The organism is Streptomyces sp. XY006, from assembly GCF_002237655.1.
Taxonomy (GTDB): Bacteria; Actinomycetota; Actinomycetes; order Streptomycetales; family Streptomycetaceae; genus Streptomyces; species Streptomyces levis.
In genome coordinates, this window is sequence record NZ_NOKT01000008.1 from 117,062 (window position 1) to 130,287 (window position 13,226).

General features: G+C 71.5%; 17 protein-coding genes. 9 read left to right on the forward strand and 8 right to left on the reverse strand.

Going from position 1 to position 13,226, the window contains the following annotated elements; all coding sequences use genetic code 11:
• Positions 1-49: 49 nt before the first annotated feature.
• Complete coding sequence (locus CHR28_RS11590; protein ID WP_094053465.1) at positions 50-655, forward strand: TetR/AcrR family transcriptional regulator; 606 nt, start codon at positions 50-52, stop codon at positions 653-655.
• Positions 656-782: 127 nt separating this feature from the next.
• Positions 783-2,990 carry an MMPL family transporter gene (locus CHR28_RS11595; protein WP_094053466.1) on the forward strand — a complete coding sequence of 736 codons (2,208 nt, stop codon included), beginning with the start codon at positions 783-785 and terminating at the stop codon, positions 2,988-2,990.
• 61 nt (positions 2,991-3,051) lie between these two features.
• Here the strand turns inward: CHR28_RS11595 and CHR28_RS11600 are convergent, their stop codons facing one another.
• Entirely contained in the window at positions 3,052-3,453 is a 402-nt protein-coding gene (locus CHR28_RS11600) for an ATP-binding protein (RefSeq protein ID WP_094053467.1), read from the reverse strand.
• Between the two features lie 136 nt (positions 3,454-3,589).
• On the opposite strand from CHR28_RS11600, the gene CHR28_RS11605 reads away from it, so the two are divergent.
• Positions 3,590-4,435, forward strand: coding sequence for a helix-turn-helix domain-containing protein (locus tag CHR28_RS11605; RefSeq protein ID WP_094053592.1), 846 nt, complete (start codon positions 3,590-3,592; stop codon positions 4,433-4,435).
• A complete protein-coding gene (locus tag CHR28_RS11610) occupies positions 4,432-4,617 on the forward strand; it encodes a DUF397 domain-containing protein (RefSeq protein ID WP_094053468.1) in 186 nt (61 codons plus the stop codon). The genes CHR28_RS11605 and CHR28_RS11610 overlap by 4 nt, the downstream gene beginning before the upstream one ends.
• A gap of 21 nt (positions 4,618-4,638) precedes the next feature.
• On the opposite strand, the gene CHR28_RS11615 is transcribed toward CHR28_RS11610, so the two are convergent.
• Positions 4,639-5,781, reverse strand: coding sequence for a glutathione-independent formaldehyde dehydrogenase (locus CHR28_RS11615; protein WP_094053469.1), 1,143 nt, complete (start codon positions 5,779-5,781; stop codon positions 4,639-4,641).
• 89 nt (positions 5,782-5,870) lie between these two features.
• On the opposite strand from CHR28_RS11615, the gene CHR28_RS11620 reads away from it, so the two are divergent.
• The 4 genes from CHR28_RS11620 to CHR28_RS11635 all read left to right on the forward strand — a co-directional run bounded on the left by CHR28_RS11620 (position 5,871) and on the right by CHR28_RS11635 (position 7,805).
• Entirely contained in the window at positions 5,871-6,056 is a 186-nt protein-coding gene (locus CHR28_RS11620) for a hypothetical protein (RefSeq protein ID WP_094053593.1), read from the forward strand.
• A 43-nt stretch (positions 6,057-6,099) separates the two neighbouring features.
• The gene (locus CHR28_RS11625) at positions 6,100-6,615 is read left to right on the forward strand and encodes a YbaK/EbsC family protein (RefSeq protein ID WP_094053470.1); all 516 of its coding nucleotides are present in this window, start codon (positions 6,100-6,102) and stop codon (positions 6,613-6,615) included.
• Positions 6,612-7,457, forward strand: coding sequence for an EamA family transporter (locus CHR28_RS11630; RefSeq protein WP_094053471.1), 846 nt, complete (start codon positions 6,612-6,614; stop codon positions 7,455-7,457). Before CHR28_RS11625 ends, CHR28_RS11630 begins: the two co-directional genes overlap by 4 nt.
• Before the next feature lie 72 nt (positions 7,458-7,529).
• Positions 7,530-7,805, forward strand: a complete 276-nt coding sequence (locus tag CHR28_RS11635; protein WP_094053594.1) for a DUF1876 domain-containing protein — start codon at positions 7,530-7,532, stop codon at positions 7,803-7,805.
• A 16-nt stretch (positions 7,806-7,821) separates the two neighbouring features.
• Here CHR28_RS11635 and CHR28_RS11640 read toward each other — a convergent pair whose 3' ends face one another.
• The 6 genes from CHR28_RS11640 to CHR28_RS11665 all read right to left on the reverse strand — a co-directional run bounded on the left by CHR28_RS11640 (position 7,822) and on the right by CHR28_RS11665 (position 12,662).
• Entirely contained in the window at positions 7,822-8,994 is a 1,173-nt protein-coding gene (locus tag CHR28_RS11640) for a serine hydrolase domain-containing protein (protein ID WP_094053472.1), read from the reverse strand.
• Positions 8,995-9,031: 37 nt separating this feature from the next.
• Positions 9,032-9,487, reverse strand: coding sequence for an organic hydroperoxide resistance protein (locus tag CHR28_RS11645; protein ID WP_094053473.1), 456 nt, complete (start codon positions 9,485-9,487; stop codon positions 9,032-9,034).
• Between the two features lie 105 nt (positions 9,488-9,592).
• Positions 9,593-10,054, reverse strand: a complete 462-nt coding sequence (locus CHR28_RS11650; RefSeq protein ID WP_094053474.1) for a MarR family winged helix-turn-helix transcriptional regulator — start codon at positions 10,052-10,054, stop codon at positions 9,593-9,595.
• A 10-nt stretch (positions 10,055-10,064) separates the two neighbouring features.
• Complete coding sequence (locus CHR28_RS11655; protein WP_094053475.1) at positions 10,065-10,832, reverse strand: energy-coupling factor ABC transporter ATP-binding protein; 768 nt, start codon at positions 10,830-10,832, stop codon at positions 10,065-10,067.
• A complete protein-coding gene (cbiQ, locus tag CHR28_RS11660; RefSeq protein WP_094053476.1) occupies positions 10,820-11,581 on the reverse strand; it encodes a cobalt ECF transporter T component CbiQ in 762 nt (253 codons plus the stop codon). Before cbiQ ends, CHR28_RS11655 begins: the two co-directional genes overlap by 13 nt.
• A gap of 1 nt (position 11,582) precedes the next feature.
• Positions 11,583-12,662, reverse strand: a complete 1,080-nt coding sequence (locus tag CHR28_RS11665) for an energy-coupling factor ABC transporter permease (RefSeq protein WP_094053477.1) — start codon at positions 12,660-12,662, stop codon at positions 11,583-11,585.
• 169 nt (positions 12,663-12,831) lie between these two features.
• Here CHR28_RS11665 and CHR28_RS11670 point away from each other — a divergent pair, with 169 nt between their 5' ends.
• Positions 12,832-13,197 carry an SsgA family sporulation/cell division regulator gene (locus CHR28_RS11670; RefSeq protein ID WP_094053478.1) on the forward strand — a complete coding sequence of 122 codons (366 nt, stop codon included), beginning with the start codon at positions 12,832-12,834 and terminating at the stop codon, positions 13,195-13,197.
• The last annotated feature ends 29 nt before the right edge of the window (positions 13,198-13,226 follow it).

Sequence of the window (13,226 nt, forward strand, 5' to 3'; positions counted from 1 at the left end):
CCTTGAAGACGTACGAAACCGTGTCGTTCGGAGCAGGAAGGTGAGAGAGATGGCTGAGGTCGCCACCGCGCGTCGCAGTCGGATCACCCCCGAGCGCGAGGCCGAGCTGTACGCGGCCGTGCTCGACCTGCTCCGCGAAGTCGGCTACGACGCCCTCACCATGGACGCCGTGGCCGCTCGCACCCGGTCCAGCAAGGCCACGCTCTACCGCCAGTGGGGCGGCAAGGCCCAGCTCGTCGTCAAGGCGCTCCGGCACACCAAGCCGGTGCAGAACTTCGACGAGATCGACACCGGCTCCCTGCGCGGCGACTTCCACGCCCTGCTGGCCCGTGCGGACGACGCCGAGATGGAACAGAACGGCGCGCTCATGCGCGGACTGGCCACGGCGATGCACGCCAACGCCGACCTCCACCGCGAGTTCAAGAGCCAGATCATCGAGCCGGAGATCGCGGACTCGCGCCGCCTGCTCCAGCGCGCCGTCGACCGCGGCGAGGTCCGTCCGGACTGTCCCGCGCTGGAGTTCGTGGTGCACATGATGCTCGGCGCGTTCGTCACCTGCGCGGTCCTGGAGGACAAGCCCCCGACGGCGGCCTTCCTCACCTCGTACATCGACGCCGTGGTCCTCCCCGCCCTCGGCGTCCCCACCACCGACTAGTCCCCCAGCTAGCCCTCCACCTGACGTCACCTCCCCCATTGCCTCAAGGGCATGGGGGCGCCCCCATCGTCGTCGGGCTGATCACCCCTGCCCTGAAGACCTCACGACTGACCGGGAGTACGCCCTCGTGGCCACATTCCTCTACAAACTCGGCCGGCTCTCGTTCCGGCGGCGGCATCTCGTCGCCCTGATCTGGGTGGCCCTGCTGGCCCTCGCCGGGGTCGGCGCGGCCGGCGCACCCGCCGCGGGCAACAGCTCGTTCTCCATCCCCGGCACGGAGGCGCAGAAGGCCTTCGACCTGCTGGAGCAGCGCTTCCCCGGCACCAGCGCCGACGGCGCCACCGCCCGCGTGGTCTTCAAGGCGCCGAGCGGCGAGAAGATGACCGACCCGGGCAACAAGGCGACGGTGCGGGAGACCGTCAAGGAGCTGTCCGACGGCTCCGAGGTCGCCCGCGTCACCGACCCGTACCAGGCCAGGGCCGTCAGCAAGGACGGCACGATCGCCTACGCGCAGGTGTCCTACAAGGTCTCCGGCATGGAGCTCGACGACGCCTCCAAGGACGCCCTGGAGGACTCCGCGCAGGACGCGCGGAAGGCCGGGCTGACCGTCGAGATCGGCGGTGACGCGCTGCAGGCCGTGCCGCACACCGGCTCCAGCGAGATCATCGGCATCGCGGTCGCCGCGGTCGTCCTCGTCATCACCTTCGGCTCGCTGGTCGCGGCCGGGCTGCCGCTGCTGACGGCGCTCATCGGCGTGGGCATCGGCGTCTCCGGCATCACGGCGCTGGCGAGCACCCTGGACCTGGGCTCCACCACCTCCACCCTCGCCATGATGATCGGCCTCGCGGTCGGCATCGACTACGCGCTGTTCATCGTCTCCCGCTACCGCGCCGAACTGGCCGAGGGCCGCGAGCGCGAGGAGGCGGCCGGCCGGGCCGTCGGCACGGCGGGCTCCGCCGTGGTCTTCGCGGGCCTGACCGTCGTGATCGCCCTGGTGGGCCTGTCGGTGGTCGACATCCCGATGCTGACGAAGATGGGCATCGCTGCGGCCGGCACCGTGGCCATCGCGGTGCTGATCGCCCTCACCATGATCCCGGCGCTGCTCGGATACGCCGGCCGCAAGGTCAGGCCGGCGGGGGAGAAGGGCCGGCTGTTCGGCCGGGCCAAGGCGCAGGACGGGCCGGCCAGGCCGAACCTGGGCAGCCGCTGGGCGAGCTTCGTGGTCCGCCGCCCGATCGCGGTCCTGCTGCTCGGCGTCGTCGGCCTCGGCGCGGCCGCCGTCCCGGCCGCGAGCCTGGAACTGGGCCTGCCCGACGACGGCTCCCAGCCCACCTCCACCACCCAGCGCCGCGCCTACGACCTGCTCTCCGAGGGCTTCGGGCCGGGCTTCAACGGCCCGCTGATGGTCGTGGTCGACGCCAAGGGCAGCGACGACCCGAAGGCCGCCTTCACCGCGGTCGGCGACGAGATCAAGGGCCTGAAGGACGTCGTCACGGTGACGCCGCCCGCGCCCAACAAGGCCGGTGACACCGCCACCATCACCGTGATCCCCGGTTCCAAGCCGTCCTCCGTCACCACCGAGGACCTGGTGCACGGCATCCGGGACGCGGGCACGGACGTCAAGGCCGACACCGGCGCGAACGTCCTGGTCACCGGCAGCACGGCCATGAACATCGACGTCAGCCAGAAGCTCAACGACGCGCTCGTGCCCTATCTGGTGCTGGTCGTCGGCCTCGCCTTCCTGCTCCTGATCGTGGTGTTCCGCTCGATCCTCGTCCCGCTGAAGGCGGCCCTCGGCTTCCTGCTGTCGGTGATGGCGGCGCTCGGCGCGGTCGTCGCGGTCTTCCAGTGGGGCTGGCTGTCCGGCCTCATGGGCGTCGAGCAGACCGGGCCCGTCATGTCGATGATGCCGATCTTCATGGTCGGCGTGGTCTTCGGCCTGGCCATGGACTACGAGGTGTTCCTCGTGACCCGGATGCGGGAGGCCTACGTCCACGGCGAGAAGCCGGCCCAGGCCGTGGTGACGGGCTTCCGGCACGGCGCCCGGGTCGTCAGCGCCGCCGCGGTCATCATGATCGCCGTGTTCGCCGGGTTCATCGGCTCCTCCGAGTCGATGGTCAAGATGATCGGCTTCGGCCTCGCGATCGCGGTGTTCTTCGACGCGTTCATCGTCCGCATGGCCATCGTGCCGGCCGTCCTGGCCCTCCTCGGCCGCAAGGCCTGGTGGCTGCCCAGGTGGCTCGACCGGACCCTGCCGAACGTGGACGTCGAGGGCGAGGGCCTGCGCACCGCCTCCGGCGACGACGACGGTGACAGGCAACTGGTCCGAGTCTGACGGATCGTCAGAAACCTGCCGGTGAGGGCGCACTGTGGGACGGTGCGTCCTCACCGGCCTTTCACCCGGGCACCTCGACTTCGGCCCACACCGTCTTGCGCGGGTGCGGCCCCGGTGTCACGCCCCAGCGGCCTGCGAGGGCGGCCACGACGAGGAGGCCCCGGCCCGTGGTGGCGTCCGGGGCCGGCCGGGTGGCGTGGGGAAGCAGGTCGCCGCGCGGGTCCGTGACCTCGATGCGGAGGGTGCCGCCGACGACGTAGAGCGTCAGCCGGAAGTCCCGGCCGGGCACGCGGCCATGGGTGGCGGCATTGGCCGCGAGCTCGGCGACGATCTGCTCGGCAGGGTCCGACGGCACGTCCCACGAGCGCAGTTGCTCCACGGCGAGGAGCCGGGCGAGCCGCGCGCCCCGGGGCGTCGGGGAGAGCAGAAGGCTGAGGTTGCGGATGGTGGTCTCCTGGTCCATGTGACTCAGCGTGGCCGAGTCCGCGCGCCGTGACCGGCGACTGCGGGTGGGCGTACCGCAGTTGTCCCGAGCTTGTCTCGTGCTGTCCCGGCTGTCCCGGTCGTTGTACGGGTACGGCTGCGCGATGGAGGTGGGCATGAACGAGGCTGTCGACGAGGCCGGCTGGGATGTCGAGCCGGGCGACGAGATCGAGCCGCTGGTCCAGGCGGTGGGCAAGCTGCTGAAGGTGTGCCGGGAGGCGGCGGGTCTGCGGGTCGCCGAGCTGGGCGACATGCTCGGCTACGGCGAGGACATGATCCGCAAGATGGAACGGGGGGCCCGGATTCCCCGGCCGGAGTACCTGGACAGGGCGGACCGGGTGCTGAACGCCCAGGGGCATCTGAGGGCGTTCACGAAGGACATGGAGCGGGCCCGGTATCCGAAGAAGGTGCGGGAACTGGCGGAGCTGGAGGGGCGGGCGGTGGAGATGCTGCTCTACAGCAATCACAACATCCACGGGCTGCTGCAGACGCCGGAGTATGCGAGGGCGTTGTTCGAGATGCGACAGCCCGCCCTCTCTGCCGACGTGATCGAGCGGGAGAGCGCCGCACGCATGGCTCGAAAGTCCGTCTTCGAGCGGAACCCCGTGCCGGATCTCAGTTTTGTCCAGGAACAGGTGACGCTCGAACGCCCCCTCGGGGGCAAGATGGTGTTGCGCCGCCAACTCGAACACCTGCTGGAGATGGCCAAGTTGCGAAATGTGTCGCTCCAAGTCATGCCGACAGACCGGGAAGAGCACGCGGGTACGCAGGGCCTGATCGAGGTGCTGAAGTTCGCCGACGGCACGGCCATCGGGCGTTCCGAGGGTGCGTTCAACGGCCGTCCGGTCTCAAGCCCTCGTGACCTACGGGTCCTTGAACTGCGCTATGGCATGATCCGGGCGCAGGCTCTCACGCCGCGGGAGTCGCAGACCTTTATCGAGCAAGTCCTGGAGAGACTATGAGCACGCCGGAACTGCACTGGTTCAAGAGCAGCTACAGCAGCAGCAGCGAGCCCGGCGACTGCGTCGAGGTCGCCCACACCCCCGCCGTGATCCACGTCCGCGACTCCAAGGCCCCGGGGACTCCCCACGTGACGGTGGTCCCCGCCGCGTGGGAGTCGTTCCTCGCGTACGTCACCGAGTGACAGCCGGCCTGACCCGGGTTTTTACGCCGCGTGCGGATGGAGGACGACCTTGGTGTAGCCCTCGACCCGCTTGTCGAACTTCTCGTACGCCGTTGGGGCCTGGTCCAGCGGCAGCTCGTGCGAGACGACGAAGCTCGGGGTCGCACGGCCCTCGATGATCATGTCCCGCAGGTGCCGGTTGTACCGCTTGACGTTGCACTGGCCGGTGCCCATCCGCAGCCCCTTCTCGAAGAGGCGCCCGATGGAGACCATCAGCATGCCCTTCTTGGCCTGGTCGTCCGGCCCGCCCGGGTCGCTCGGGACGTACAGGCCGGGGACGCCGAGGGCACCGGTGGGCCGGACCGTCTCGACGAGCGAGTTCAGCACGATCGCCGGTTCCTCGCGGTCCTCGCCCTGCGCCTGGGCCTGGTAGCCGACGGCGTCGACGCCCTTGTCCGTGCCCTGGCCGTCGGTGTGCTCCTTGATCTGCTCCGCCGGGTTGCCCTGTGTGAAGTCGATCGGCACCGCCCCGATCTCCTCCGCCTTCTGCAGCCGTTCCGCCACCCGGTCGACGACGAACACCTTGCTCGCGCCGCGCAGCATCGCGGAGTAGGCGGCCATGAGCCCGACCGGGCCGCCGCCGTACACGGCGACGCTCTCGCCGGGACGCACGTCGGCCAGTTCGTTGCCGTGGTAGCCGGTCGGGAAGATGTCGGCGAGGAGGACGAAGTCGGTCTCCTTCTCGGTGCCCTCGGGAAGCTTGAGGCAGTTGAAGTCGGCGTACGGAACGCGCACGTACTCCGCCTGCCCTCCCGTATAGGGGCCCATCGCGACATAACCGTAGGCGCCGCCGGCGAAGCCCGGGTTCACGGTCAGGCAGAAGCCCGTGAACCCCGCCGTACAGTTCTTGCAGAAGCCGCAGGCCACGTTGAACGGCATGACCACCCGGTCACCGCGGCTGAGCGAGGTGACCCCCTCTCCTGTCTCCTCCACGACGCCGAGGTTCTCGTGGCCGAACACGATCCCCGGCTCCGCGGCCGTCCGGCCCTCGTACATGTGCAGGTCCGAGCCGCAGATCGCGGTCGAGGTGACCCGGACGATCACATCGTTGGGGTGCTGAATCCGTGGATCCTCCACTTGCTCGATCGCTACCTCGAAGGGGCCCTTGTAGACGACAGCCCTCATCGCAAGCACCTCCATCTGTGCCGTAGCTCATATACCAGGCTGGTACATGATGAGACGATTTGCACCAAGAGGAGAAAGGATCTATGGCCTTGTCACGACGTATCGGCACACTGCTCGTAGCGGTCTCCGGCCTGTCCGGTCAGACCTATCCCGTGGGGACCCGCGTGGCCATCCGCGGCACCGGAGGATCGGTCGACGGATTCGTCGACGGCGACTGGCTGCCCCTGGCGTGGTGGGAGTTCGCGGACGTCCCCACGGAGGACGGCGCTGCCTGAAACCGGCTCGCGTGCCCTCTACACGCACCGCTAGCGTGCCCGCATGACGACGACAGCCGCCACTGACGCCTCGGGCTCCGGAGCACACCCCCTGTTCGTCCAGGCCCTGCGCGAGGCCGGACTCGATGACCTGGTGGGGCAGGTCCGGCGCTTCCCCGAGGCCACCCGCACCGCCGCCGAGGCCGCCGCCGCACTCGGATGCGAGCTGAGCCGGATCTGCAAGTCGCTGATCTTCGCCGCGGACGGTGTGCCCGTCCTGGTGCTGATGGACGGGGCCTCCCGGGTGGACGTCGAGCGCGTACGCGAGGAGCTCGGGGCACGGCAGGTCACCCGGGCCGGGGCCGAGGCCGTGCGGGAGGCCACCGGATACGCCATCGGCGGCGTGCCGCCCTTCGGGCACCGCACCAGGACCCGGGTCCTCGCCGACCGCTCCCTGCTCGCCCACGACATCGTCTGGGCCGCCGCCGGGACCCCGCACACCGTCTTCCCCATGGCGCCGCGCGACCTCGTCACCCACGCCGGCGGCACACTCGTGGACGTGCGCGAGCGCACCTCGTGACGCCCCTGGTCACCGCCGCCGTCCTGCTCGCCGCCGTGACCCACGCCGGCTGGAACGCCCTCGCCCACCGGATCACCGACAAGCTCGCCGGCTTCGCGCTGATCTCCGGCGGCGGACTGGTGATCGGGCTGGCCCTGACGCCGTTCGCCGCGTTCCCGGCCGCCGCGGCCTGGCCGTACCTGCTGTGCTCCGCCGTCATCCACATCGCCTACTACGCGCTGCTGATGAAGTCCTTCCGGCTGGGCGACTTCGGCCAGGCCTACCCCATCGCGCGCGGCACCGCGCCCCTGGTCGTGACCGTGCTCGCCGCCCTGGTCGCCGACGAGGTGCCCGACGGCTGGGCCGCCGCCGGCATCGCCCTGTCCTGCGCGGGCCTGACCGGCGTCGCCCTGTGGGGACTGCGTGGGCGCCGGCCCGACTGGGCGGCGATCGGGGCGGCCCTGGCGACCGGGCTGACCATCGCCGCGTACACCGTCGTCGACGGTCTCGGCGTGCGCGCCTCCGGCTCGTCGCTGGGGTACATCGCCTGGCTGATGGCGGTGCAGGGGGTGGTGCTCCCGGCGTACGCCGTGTGGCGGTGGCGCGGGCGGACCGTGGCGGTGCTGCGGCCCTTCGCCGTGCTCGGGCTGGTCGGCGCGGCGCTGTCCGTCGCCGCCTACGCGCTCGTCCTGTGGGCCCAGACCCGCGCCGCCCTGGCCCCCATCGCGGCCCTGCGGGAGTCGTCCATCATCGTGGGCGCGGCGATCGGGGCCGTGTTCTTCAAGGAGCGGTTCGGGGCGCCGAGGATCGCGGCGGCGGGGCTGCTCGTCGTCGGGATCGGGCTGATGCTGCACGCCGGATAGGCCCCGGGAGGACGGGTGCGTGCGGCGGGTGGGAGGAGCACCCTGGAACTAGACGTTCCGGAGGTGATCCACATGATGCACACCACGACGGGATGGCACGTGGAGCTGGAGTTCATGGAGGACGACCAGCACACGCGCGCCGCCGCGATGGTCCGGTTGCCCGACGGCACCGAGGTACGGGCGCACGGGCACGCCAACCGGCACCGGTCCGACGCGAATCAGCCCCGGGTCGGGGAGGAGATCGCCGGGGCCCGGGCGCTCAACGAACTCGCCATGCAGTTGCTGACCAAGGCGCACGAGGAGATCGACCAGGCGTCCGGGCGGACCTCCCACCCGATCCACGTCTAGGGCGCGCCAGAGGCTCTTACCGGGGCTGCCGGTTCAGTACGTCGCGCACCGCCCGCACCAGGCCCTGGGCCCGCGGATCCGCCGTGACCGTCTTGCGGAAGCCGTTGGTGACGTAGCCGAAGGCGATCCCCGACTCCGGGTCGGCGAAGCCGAGGGCGCCGCCGCGGCCCGGGTGGCCGAAGGAACCCGGGGCGAGGAAGGGGGAGGCGGTGCCGTGCAGCATGTAGCCGAGGCCGAAGCGGGTGCCGACCACCAGGACCCGGTCGGGGCCCGCCGACTCCTCGGCCCGGGCCAGTTCCACCGTCTCCGGCGTGAACAGGCGGGGGGTGCCGGCCGTGTCGCCGATCAGTGCCGCGTAGAAGCGGGCCAGTCCGTCCGCCGTCGCCACGGCGTTGGTCGCGGGCAGGGCCGCCGCGAGGTAGGCGAGGTCGTTCTGCTCCGGGAACGGGGTGATGGCGGCGAAGGCGCGGCGCGTGAGGGAGTCGGCATCCCGGTAGGCCTCGGTGACCGAGCGCTTGGGGCGGGCGCGCAGCCCGCCGGCCGGCTCGGGGCCCTCCACCCGGCCCACGCGGCCGACCCGTCCGGCTTCCGACTCCGGCAGGCCGAGCCACAGGTCCAGCCCGAGCGGGCCGGTGATCTGCGCGGCCAGCCACTCGCCGGTGCCCTGCCCGGTGACGCGCCGCACCAGCTCGTCGACCAGCCAGCCGTACGTCAGCGCGTGGTAGCCGTGGTCGGTGCCCGGCTCCCAGACCGGCGCCTGCGCGGCGACGGCCTGCGGACCGCACAGCGGGTCGAGGGCCTCCTCGGGGGTGAGGGGCCGGTCCAGGACCGGGATCCCGGCCCGGTGGTTCAGCACGTGCCGGACCAGCACCCGTTCCTTGCCCTGGGCCTTGAACTCGGGCCAGTAGTGGCCCACCGGCGCGTCCAGGTCGAGCAGTCCGCGCTGGCGCAGCAGCAGCAGGACGGCCGCCGCGACGCCCTTCGTCGCCGAGCGCACCACCTGGGCGGTGCCCCGCTCCCAGGGGGCGGTGCCGTCGACGTCCCTCGTGCCGGCCCACAGTCCGACGACCGGGCGCCCGTGCCGGAGGACGGAGACGGCCGCGCCCCGTTCCCCGAGGGCCTCGAAGTTGCGCACGAACGCTTCCCTGACCGGCTCGAAGCCCTCGGCCACTGTGCCGTGCACGTCCACGTCCGTACTCCTCCTCGTCGCGCCGGTTCGCTCCCCTTCACCCAAGCAGGATGGTCACGTCGATGTTCCCGCGGGTCGCGTTCGAGTACGGGCAGACCTCGTGGGCCGCGTCCACCAGCCGCGTCGCGAGGTCGGGGTCGAGGACCGGCAGGGAGACGCTGAGGGCCACGGCGAGGCCGTAGCCGCGCTGCTTGTTGGGGCCGATGCCGACCTTCGCGGCGACCGTGGAGCCGGTGAGGTCGTAGCCCTCGCGGTTGCCGACGAGGATCAGGGCGTTGTGGAAGCAGGAGCTGTAGCCGGCCGCGAAGAGCTGCTCGGGGTTGGTGCCGTTGCCGTCGCCGCCGAGCTGCGGGGGCATCGCGACCTTGAGGTCGAGCTGCCCGTCCTGGCTGGTGACATAGCCCTCGCGGCCGCCGTGGGCGGTGGCCTCGGCGACGTACATGATCTTCGTGGGCCGGGTGTCTCCGGCGACGGCGGCGGTGGCTTCGGTCATGGTGGGCCTTCCCCAGGAACAGGTGCGCACAAGTAGATCGTGCACAAGGTACTGACCGGTAACACGCCGGTGGTCAGCAGGGGTCGGCAACCCGGGGTAACCGGCTCAGCGGGCCCGGTCCGCCGCCGCGCCCGCCCGCTGCGCCAGCACTCCCAGCTCCGCGCGCAGCCGGGCGACCTCGGCCGTGTCCAGACCCGTCGCCGCCAGCAGCGCCCCGGGCACCCGGGCCGCGCGCTCGCGCAGTTCCTCCCCGCGCCCGGTCACCGCCACGCGCACCGACCGCTCGTCGCGCGCCGAGCGCTCACGCCGGACCAGACCCGCCGCCTCCAGCCGCTTCAGCAGCGGCGAGACCGTGCCGTAGTCGAGCCGCAGGGCCGCGGCCAGTTCCTTGACCGGGATCTCGCCGCGCTCCCACAGCACGAGCAGCACGAGGTACTGGGGATATGTGAGGCCGAGATCGTCGAGGAGGGGACGGTAGGCGGCCGTCACCGCGCGCTGGGCGGCGTACAGCGCGAAGCACAGCTGCTGGTCCAGCAGCAGCGACGCGTCGCTCTCCTCGTTCGTCACGCGCCCATTGTCACGGACGGGCGGGCGCGGCCGGCACGGAACGCGGATCGAAACCGAACGGCAGCTCCAAGCGGTGGGCCCGCATCAGCTCCTCGTCGGAGAGCAGCTCACCGGTCGGGCCGTCCGCCGCGATCACGCCCTCGCTGAGGATCAGGGAGCGCGGGCACAGCTCCAGCGCGTAGGGGAGGTCGTGCGTGACCATCAGCACGGTCACGTCCAGGGAGCGCAGGATGTCGGCCAGTTCGCGGCGGGAGGCGGGATCGAGGTTGGAGGAGGGCTCGTCCAGGACGAGGATCTCCGGCTCCATCGCCAGCACGGTCGCGACGGCCACCCGGCGGCGCTGCCCGAAGGAGAGGTGGTGCGGCGGCCGGTCCTTGAACTCCGCCATGCCGACCCGCTCCAGCGCCCGCTGCACGCGCTCCTCCAGCTCCGGGCCCTTCAGCCCGGCCGCCGCCGGCCCGAACGCCACGTCCTCGCGGACCGTCGGCATGAACAGCTGGTCGTCCGGGTCCTGGAAGACGATGCCGACCCGGCGCCTGACCTCGGCCATGTTCCGCTTGTCCACGGGCAGCCCGGCCACCGTCACCGTGCCGGCGCCGGCGGTCAGGATGCCGTTGAGGTGCAGCACCAGGGTCGTCTTGCCGGCGCCGTTCGGCCCGAGCAGCGCGACCCGCTCGCCGCGGGCGAGGGAGAAGTCGACCCCGAAGAGGGCCTGGTGTCCGTCGGGGTAGGCGAAGGCGAGGCCGGAGACCTCCAGAGAAGCAGTCACAGGGTCCATCCCAGCAGACAGACGGCGAGCGCCGCGCCCGGGAGGGCGAGTGCGTACGACCACTGCGCCCGGGACGCGGTCACCTCGTCGATGACCGGCATGGACCCGGCGTACCCGCGGCTGAGCATGGCCAGGTGCACGCGCTCCCCGCGCTCGTAGGAGCGGATGAACAGCGCGCCCGCCGACTTCGCGAGCACCCCCCAGTGCCGCACGCCCCGGGCCTCGAAGCCGCGCGACTCGCGGGCGATCCGCATGCGCCGCATCTCGTCGGTGATGACGTCGCCATAGCGGATCATGAAGGACGCGATCTGCACCAGGAGCGGCGGCAGCCTGAGCCGCTGCAGGCCGAGGAGGAGTTCGCGCAGCTCCGTGGTGGCGGCGAGCAGCACGGACGCGGCCACGCCGAGGGTGCCCTTGGCGAGCACGTTCCAGGCGCCCCACAGGCCGTTCACGCTGAGGGACAGCCCGAGAACCTCGACCCGCTCGCCCTCCGCCACGAACGGCATGAGCACCGCGAACGCCACGAACGGCACCTCGATCAGCAGCCGCCTGAGCAGGAAGGCGGCGGGCACGCGCGCGACGTACGCGACGACCCCCAGTAGGACGGCGTAGAGGCCGAAGGCCCACATCGCCTCCCGCGGTGTCGACACCACGACCACCACGAAGGCGAACACGGCGGCGAGCTTGGTGTGCGGGGGCAGACCGTGCACGGGCGAGTGCCCGTGCCGGTAGAGCTTGTGCGCGTGCCCGGCGCCCATGTCAGACGTTCTCCCGGGCGGGCTGCTCCGCCGAGGACCCCTCCACGGCGGTGGGCGAGGCGTCCGCGGTACGGCGGCGGCGCACCGCCCAGAACACGCCCGTGCCGGCGACCACCGTCACGCCCACGCCGATGACCCCGGCCAGCCCTCCGGACAGGCGCGCGTCGTCGACGTCCTTGACGCCGTAGTCGGCGAGCGGGGAGTCCGCCACGGCGTGCTCCTCGGCCTGCTTGTCGATGCCGTGGTCGGAGGCGACCTTCTCCAGGCCGTCCGGGTCGGCGGAGGCGTAGAAGCTGACGAATCCGGCGAGGACGAGCGAGGTGACCAGGCCGGTGATCCACAGCGTGCGCCGGGAGGTGCGGGCGGCGACGGGGGCGGGCTCGGCACCGGGCGCGTCGACGAGTTCGCCGTTGACCCGCAGCTTCAGCTTCTGCTCCAGCCCGCGCGCCCCGTGCACGAGATCCGGCCGCACGGCGATGACGGCACCCACCGTCAGCGCGGTGATCACCGCCTCACCGATGCCGATGAGCACGTGCACGCCGACCATGGCGGTGGCGACCTTGCCGATCGAGACGTCGGTGGTGCCGCCGACGGCGTACATCAGCGTGAAGGCCAGGGCGGCGGCCGGGACGGACACCAGGGCGGCGACGAACGAGGCCGCGGTGACCGAGCGGCGGGTGCGGGGCAGCACCTTCACCAGGCCGCGGAAGAGGGCGTAGGCCACCACCACGGTGACGATGCCCATGTTGGTGATGTTGACGCCGAGCGCCGTCAGACCGCCGTCGGCGAAGAGGATGCCCTGCATGAGCAGGACGACGGAGACGCACAGGACGCCCGTGTACGGCCCCACGAGGATCGCGGCGAGCGCTCCGCCGAGCAGATGGCCGCTGGTCCCCGCCGCGACGGGGAAGTTCAGCATCTGCACGGCGAAGATGAACGCCGCGACGAGGCCGGCCAGCGGTGCCGTGCGCTCGTCGAGCTCACGCCGTGCGCCGCGCAGGCTCACGGCGACGGCGCCCGCGGCGATCACACCGGTGGCCGCGGAGGTGGGGGCGTTGATGAAGCCGTCAGGTACATGCACCGTTCGATGATGTGGCTAGATGCGAACGATATGCAAGAGCGTGCTCCTCGTTTTATCTCATGCGTGATATATGCGGTCTCCGCGGGCGCAATCCGGAAAATATGGGACATTGGAGAAGGGGTGGACGCACATTCTCTCCACAGATGGCGCACGGTGAAGGGGCTGTCCGATGTCCGTAGTCGAGCAGTACGCGCGAGCCCACATCGTCACGGACGCGGCGGTCCCGCTGATCGACGAGCTGGAGGCGATTCCGGTCACCCTGCGGTACGACCCCGAGCACGACCCGCGCCACGTGCGGATCGGGCTGCCCGGGGCGCACGGACGGGAGTGGACCTTCGACCGCCGGCTGCTGGAGGAGGGGCTGCGGGCCCCGGTGGGCAGCGGCGAGGTGCGGGTGTGGCCGTGCGGCCGGGTGCAGGCCATCGTGGAGTTCCACTCCGCGCAGGGCGTGTCGGTGGTGCAGTTCGAGCGGCAGACGCTGCTGCGGTTCCTGCGGCGGACGTACACGGCCGCCGCGGAACCGGTCACGCACTAGACCCCGGGGCTCAGACCCCGGCGCTCCGG

What these genes read in the sequence shown, in the direction of transcription:
- CHR28_RS11645 (WP_094053473.1), bottom strand. Translation starts at nt 9,487, where the DNA reads ATGACCGAAGCCACCGCCGCCGTCGCCGGAGACACCCGGCCCACGAAG.
- CHR28_RS11655 (WP_094053475.1), bottom strand. Translation starts at nt 10,832, where the DNA reads ATGGACCCTGTGACTGCTTCTCTGGAGGTCTCCGGCCTCGCCTTCGCC.
- cbiQ (WP_094053476.1), bottom strand. Translation starts at nt 11,581, where the DNA reads ATGGGCGCCGGGCACGCGCACAAGCTCTACCGGCACGGGCACTCGCCC.
- CHR28_RS11605 (WP_094053592.1), top strand. Translation starts at nt 3,590, where the DNA reads ATGAACGAGGCTGTCGACGAGGCCGGCTGGGATGTCGAGCCGGGCGAC.
- CHR28_RS11610 (WP_094053468.1), top strand. Translation starts at nt 4,432, where the DNA reads ATGAGCACGCCGGAACTGCACTGGTTCAAGAGCAGCTACAGCAGCAGC.
- CHR28_RS11615 (WP_094053469.1), bottom strand. Translation starts at nt 5,781, where the DNA reads ATGAGGGCTGTCGTCTACAAGGGCCCCTTCGAGGTAGCGATCGAGCAA.
- CHR28_RS11590 (WP_094053465.1), top strand. Translation starts at nt 50, where the DNA reads ATGGCTGAGGTCGCCACCGCGCGTCGCAGTCGGATCACCCCCGAGCGC.
- CHR28_RS11635 (WP_094053594.1), top strand. Translation starts at nt 7,530, where the DNA reads ATGATGCACACCACGACGGGATGGCACGTGGAGCTGGAGTTCATGGAG.
- CHR28_RS11670 (WP_094053478.1), top strand. Translation starts at nt 12,832, where the DNA reads ATGTCCGTAGTCGAGCAGTACGCGCGAGCCCACATCGTCACGGACGCG.
- CHR28_RS11625 (WP_094053470.1), top strand. Translation starts at nt 6,100, where the DNA reads ATGACGACGACAGCCGCCACTGACGCCTCGGGCTCCGGAGCACACCCC.
- CHR28_RS11600 (WP_094053467.1), bottom strand. Translation starts at nt 3,453, where the DNA reads ATGGACCAGGAGACCACCATCCGCAACCTCAGCCTTCTGCTCTCCCCG.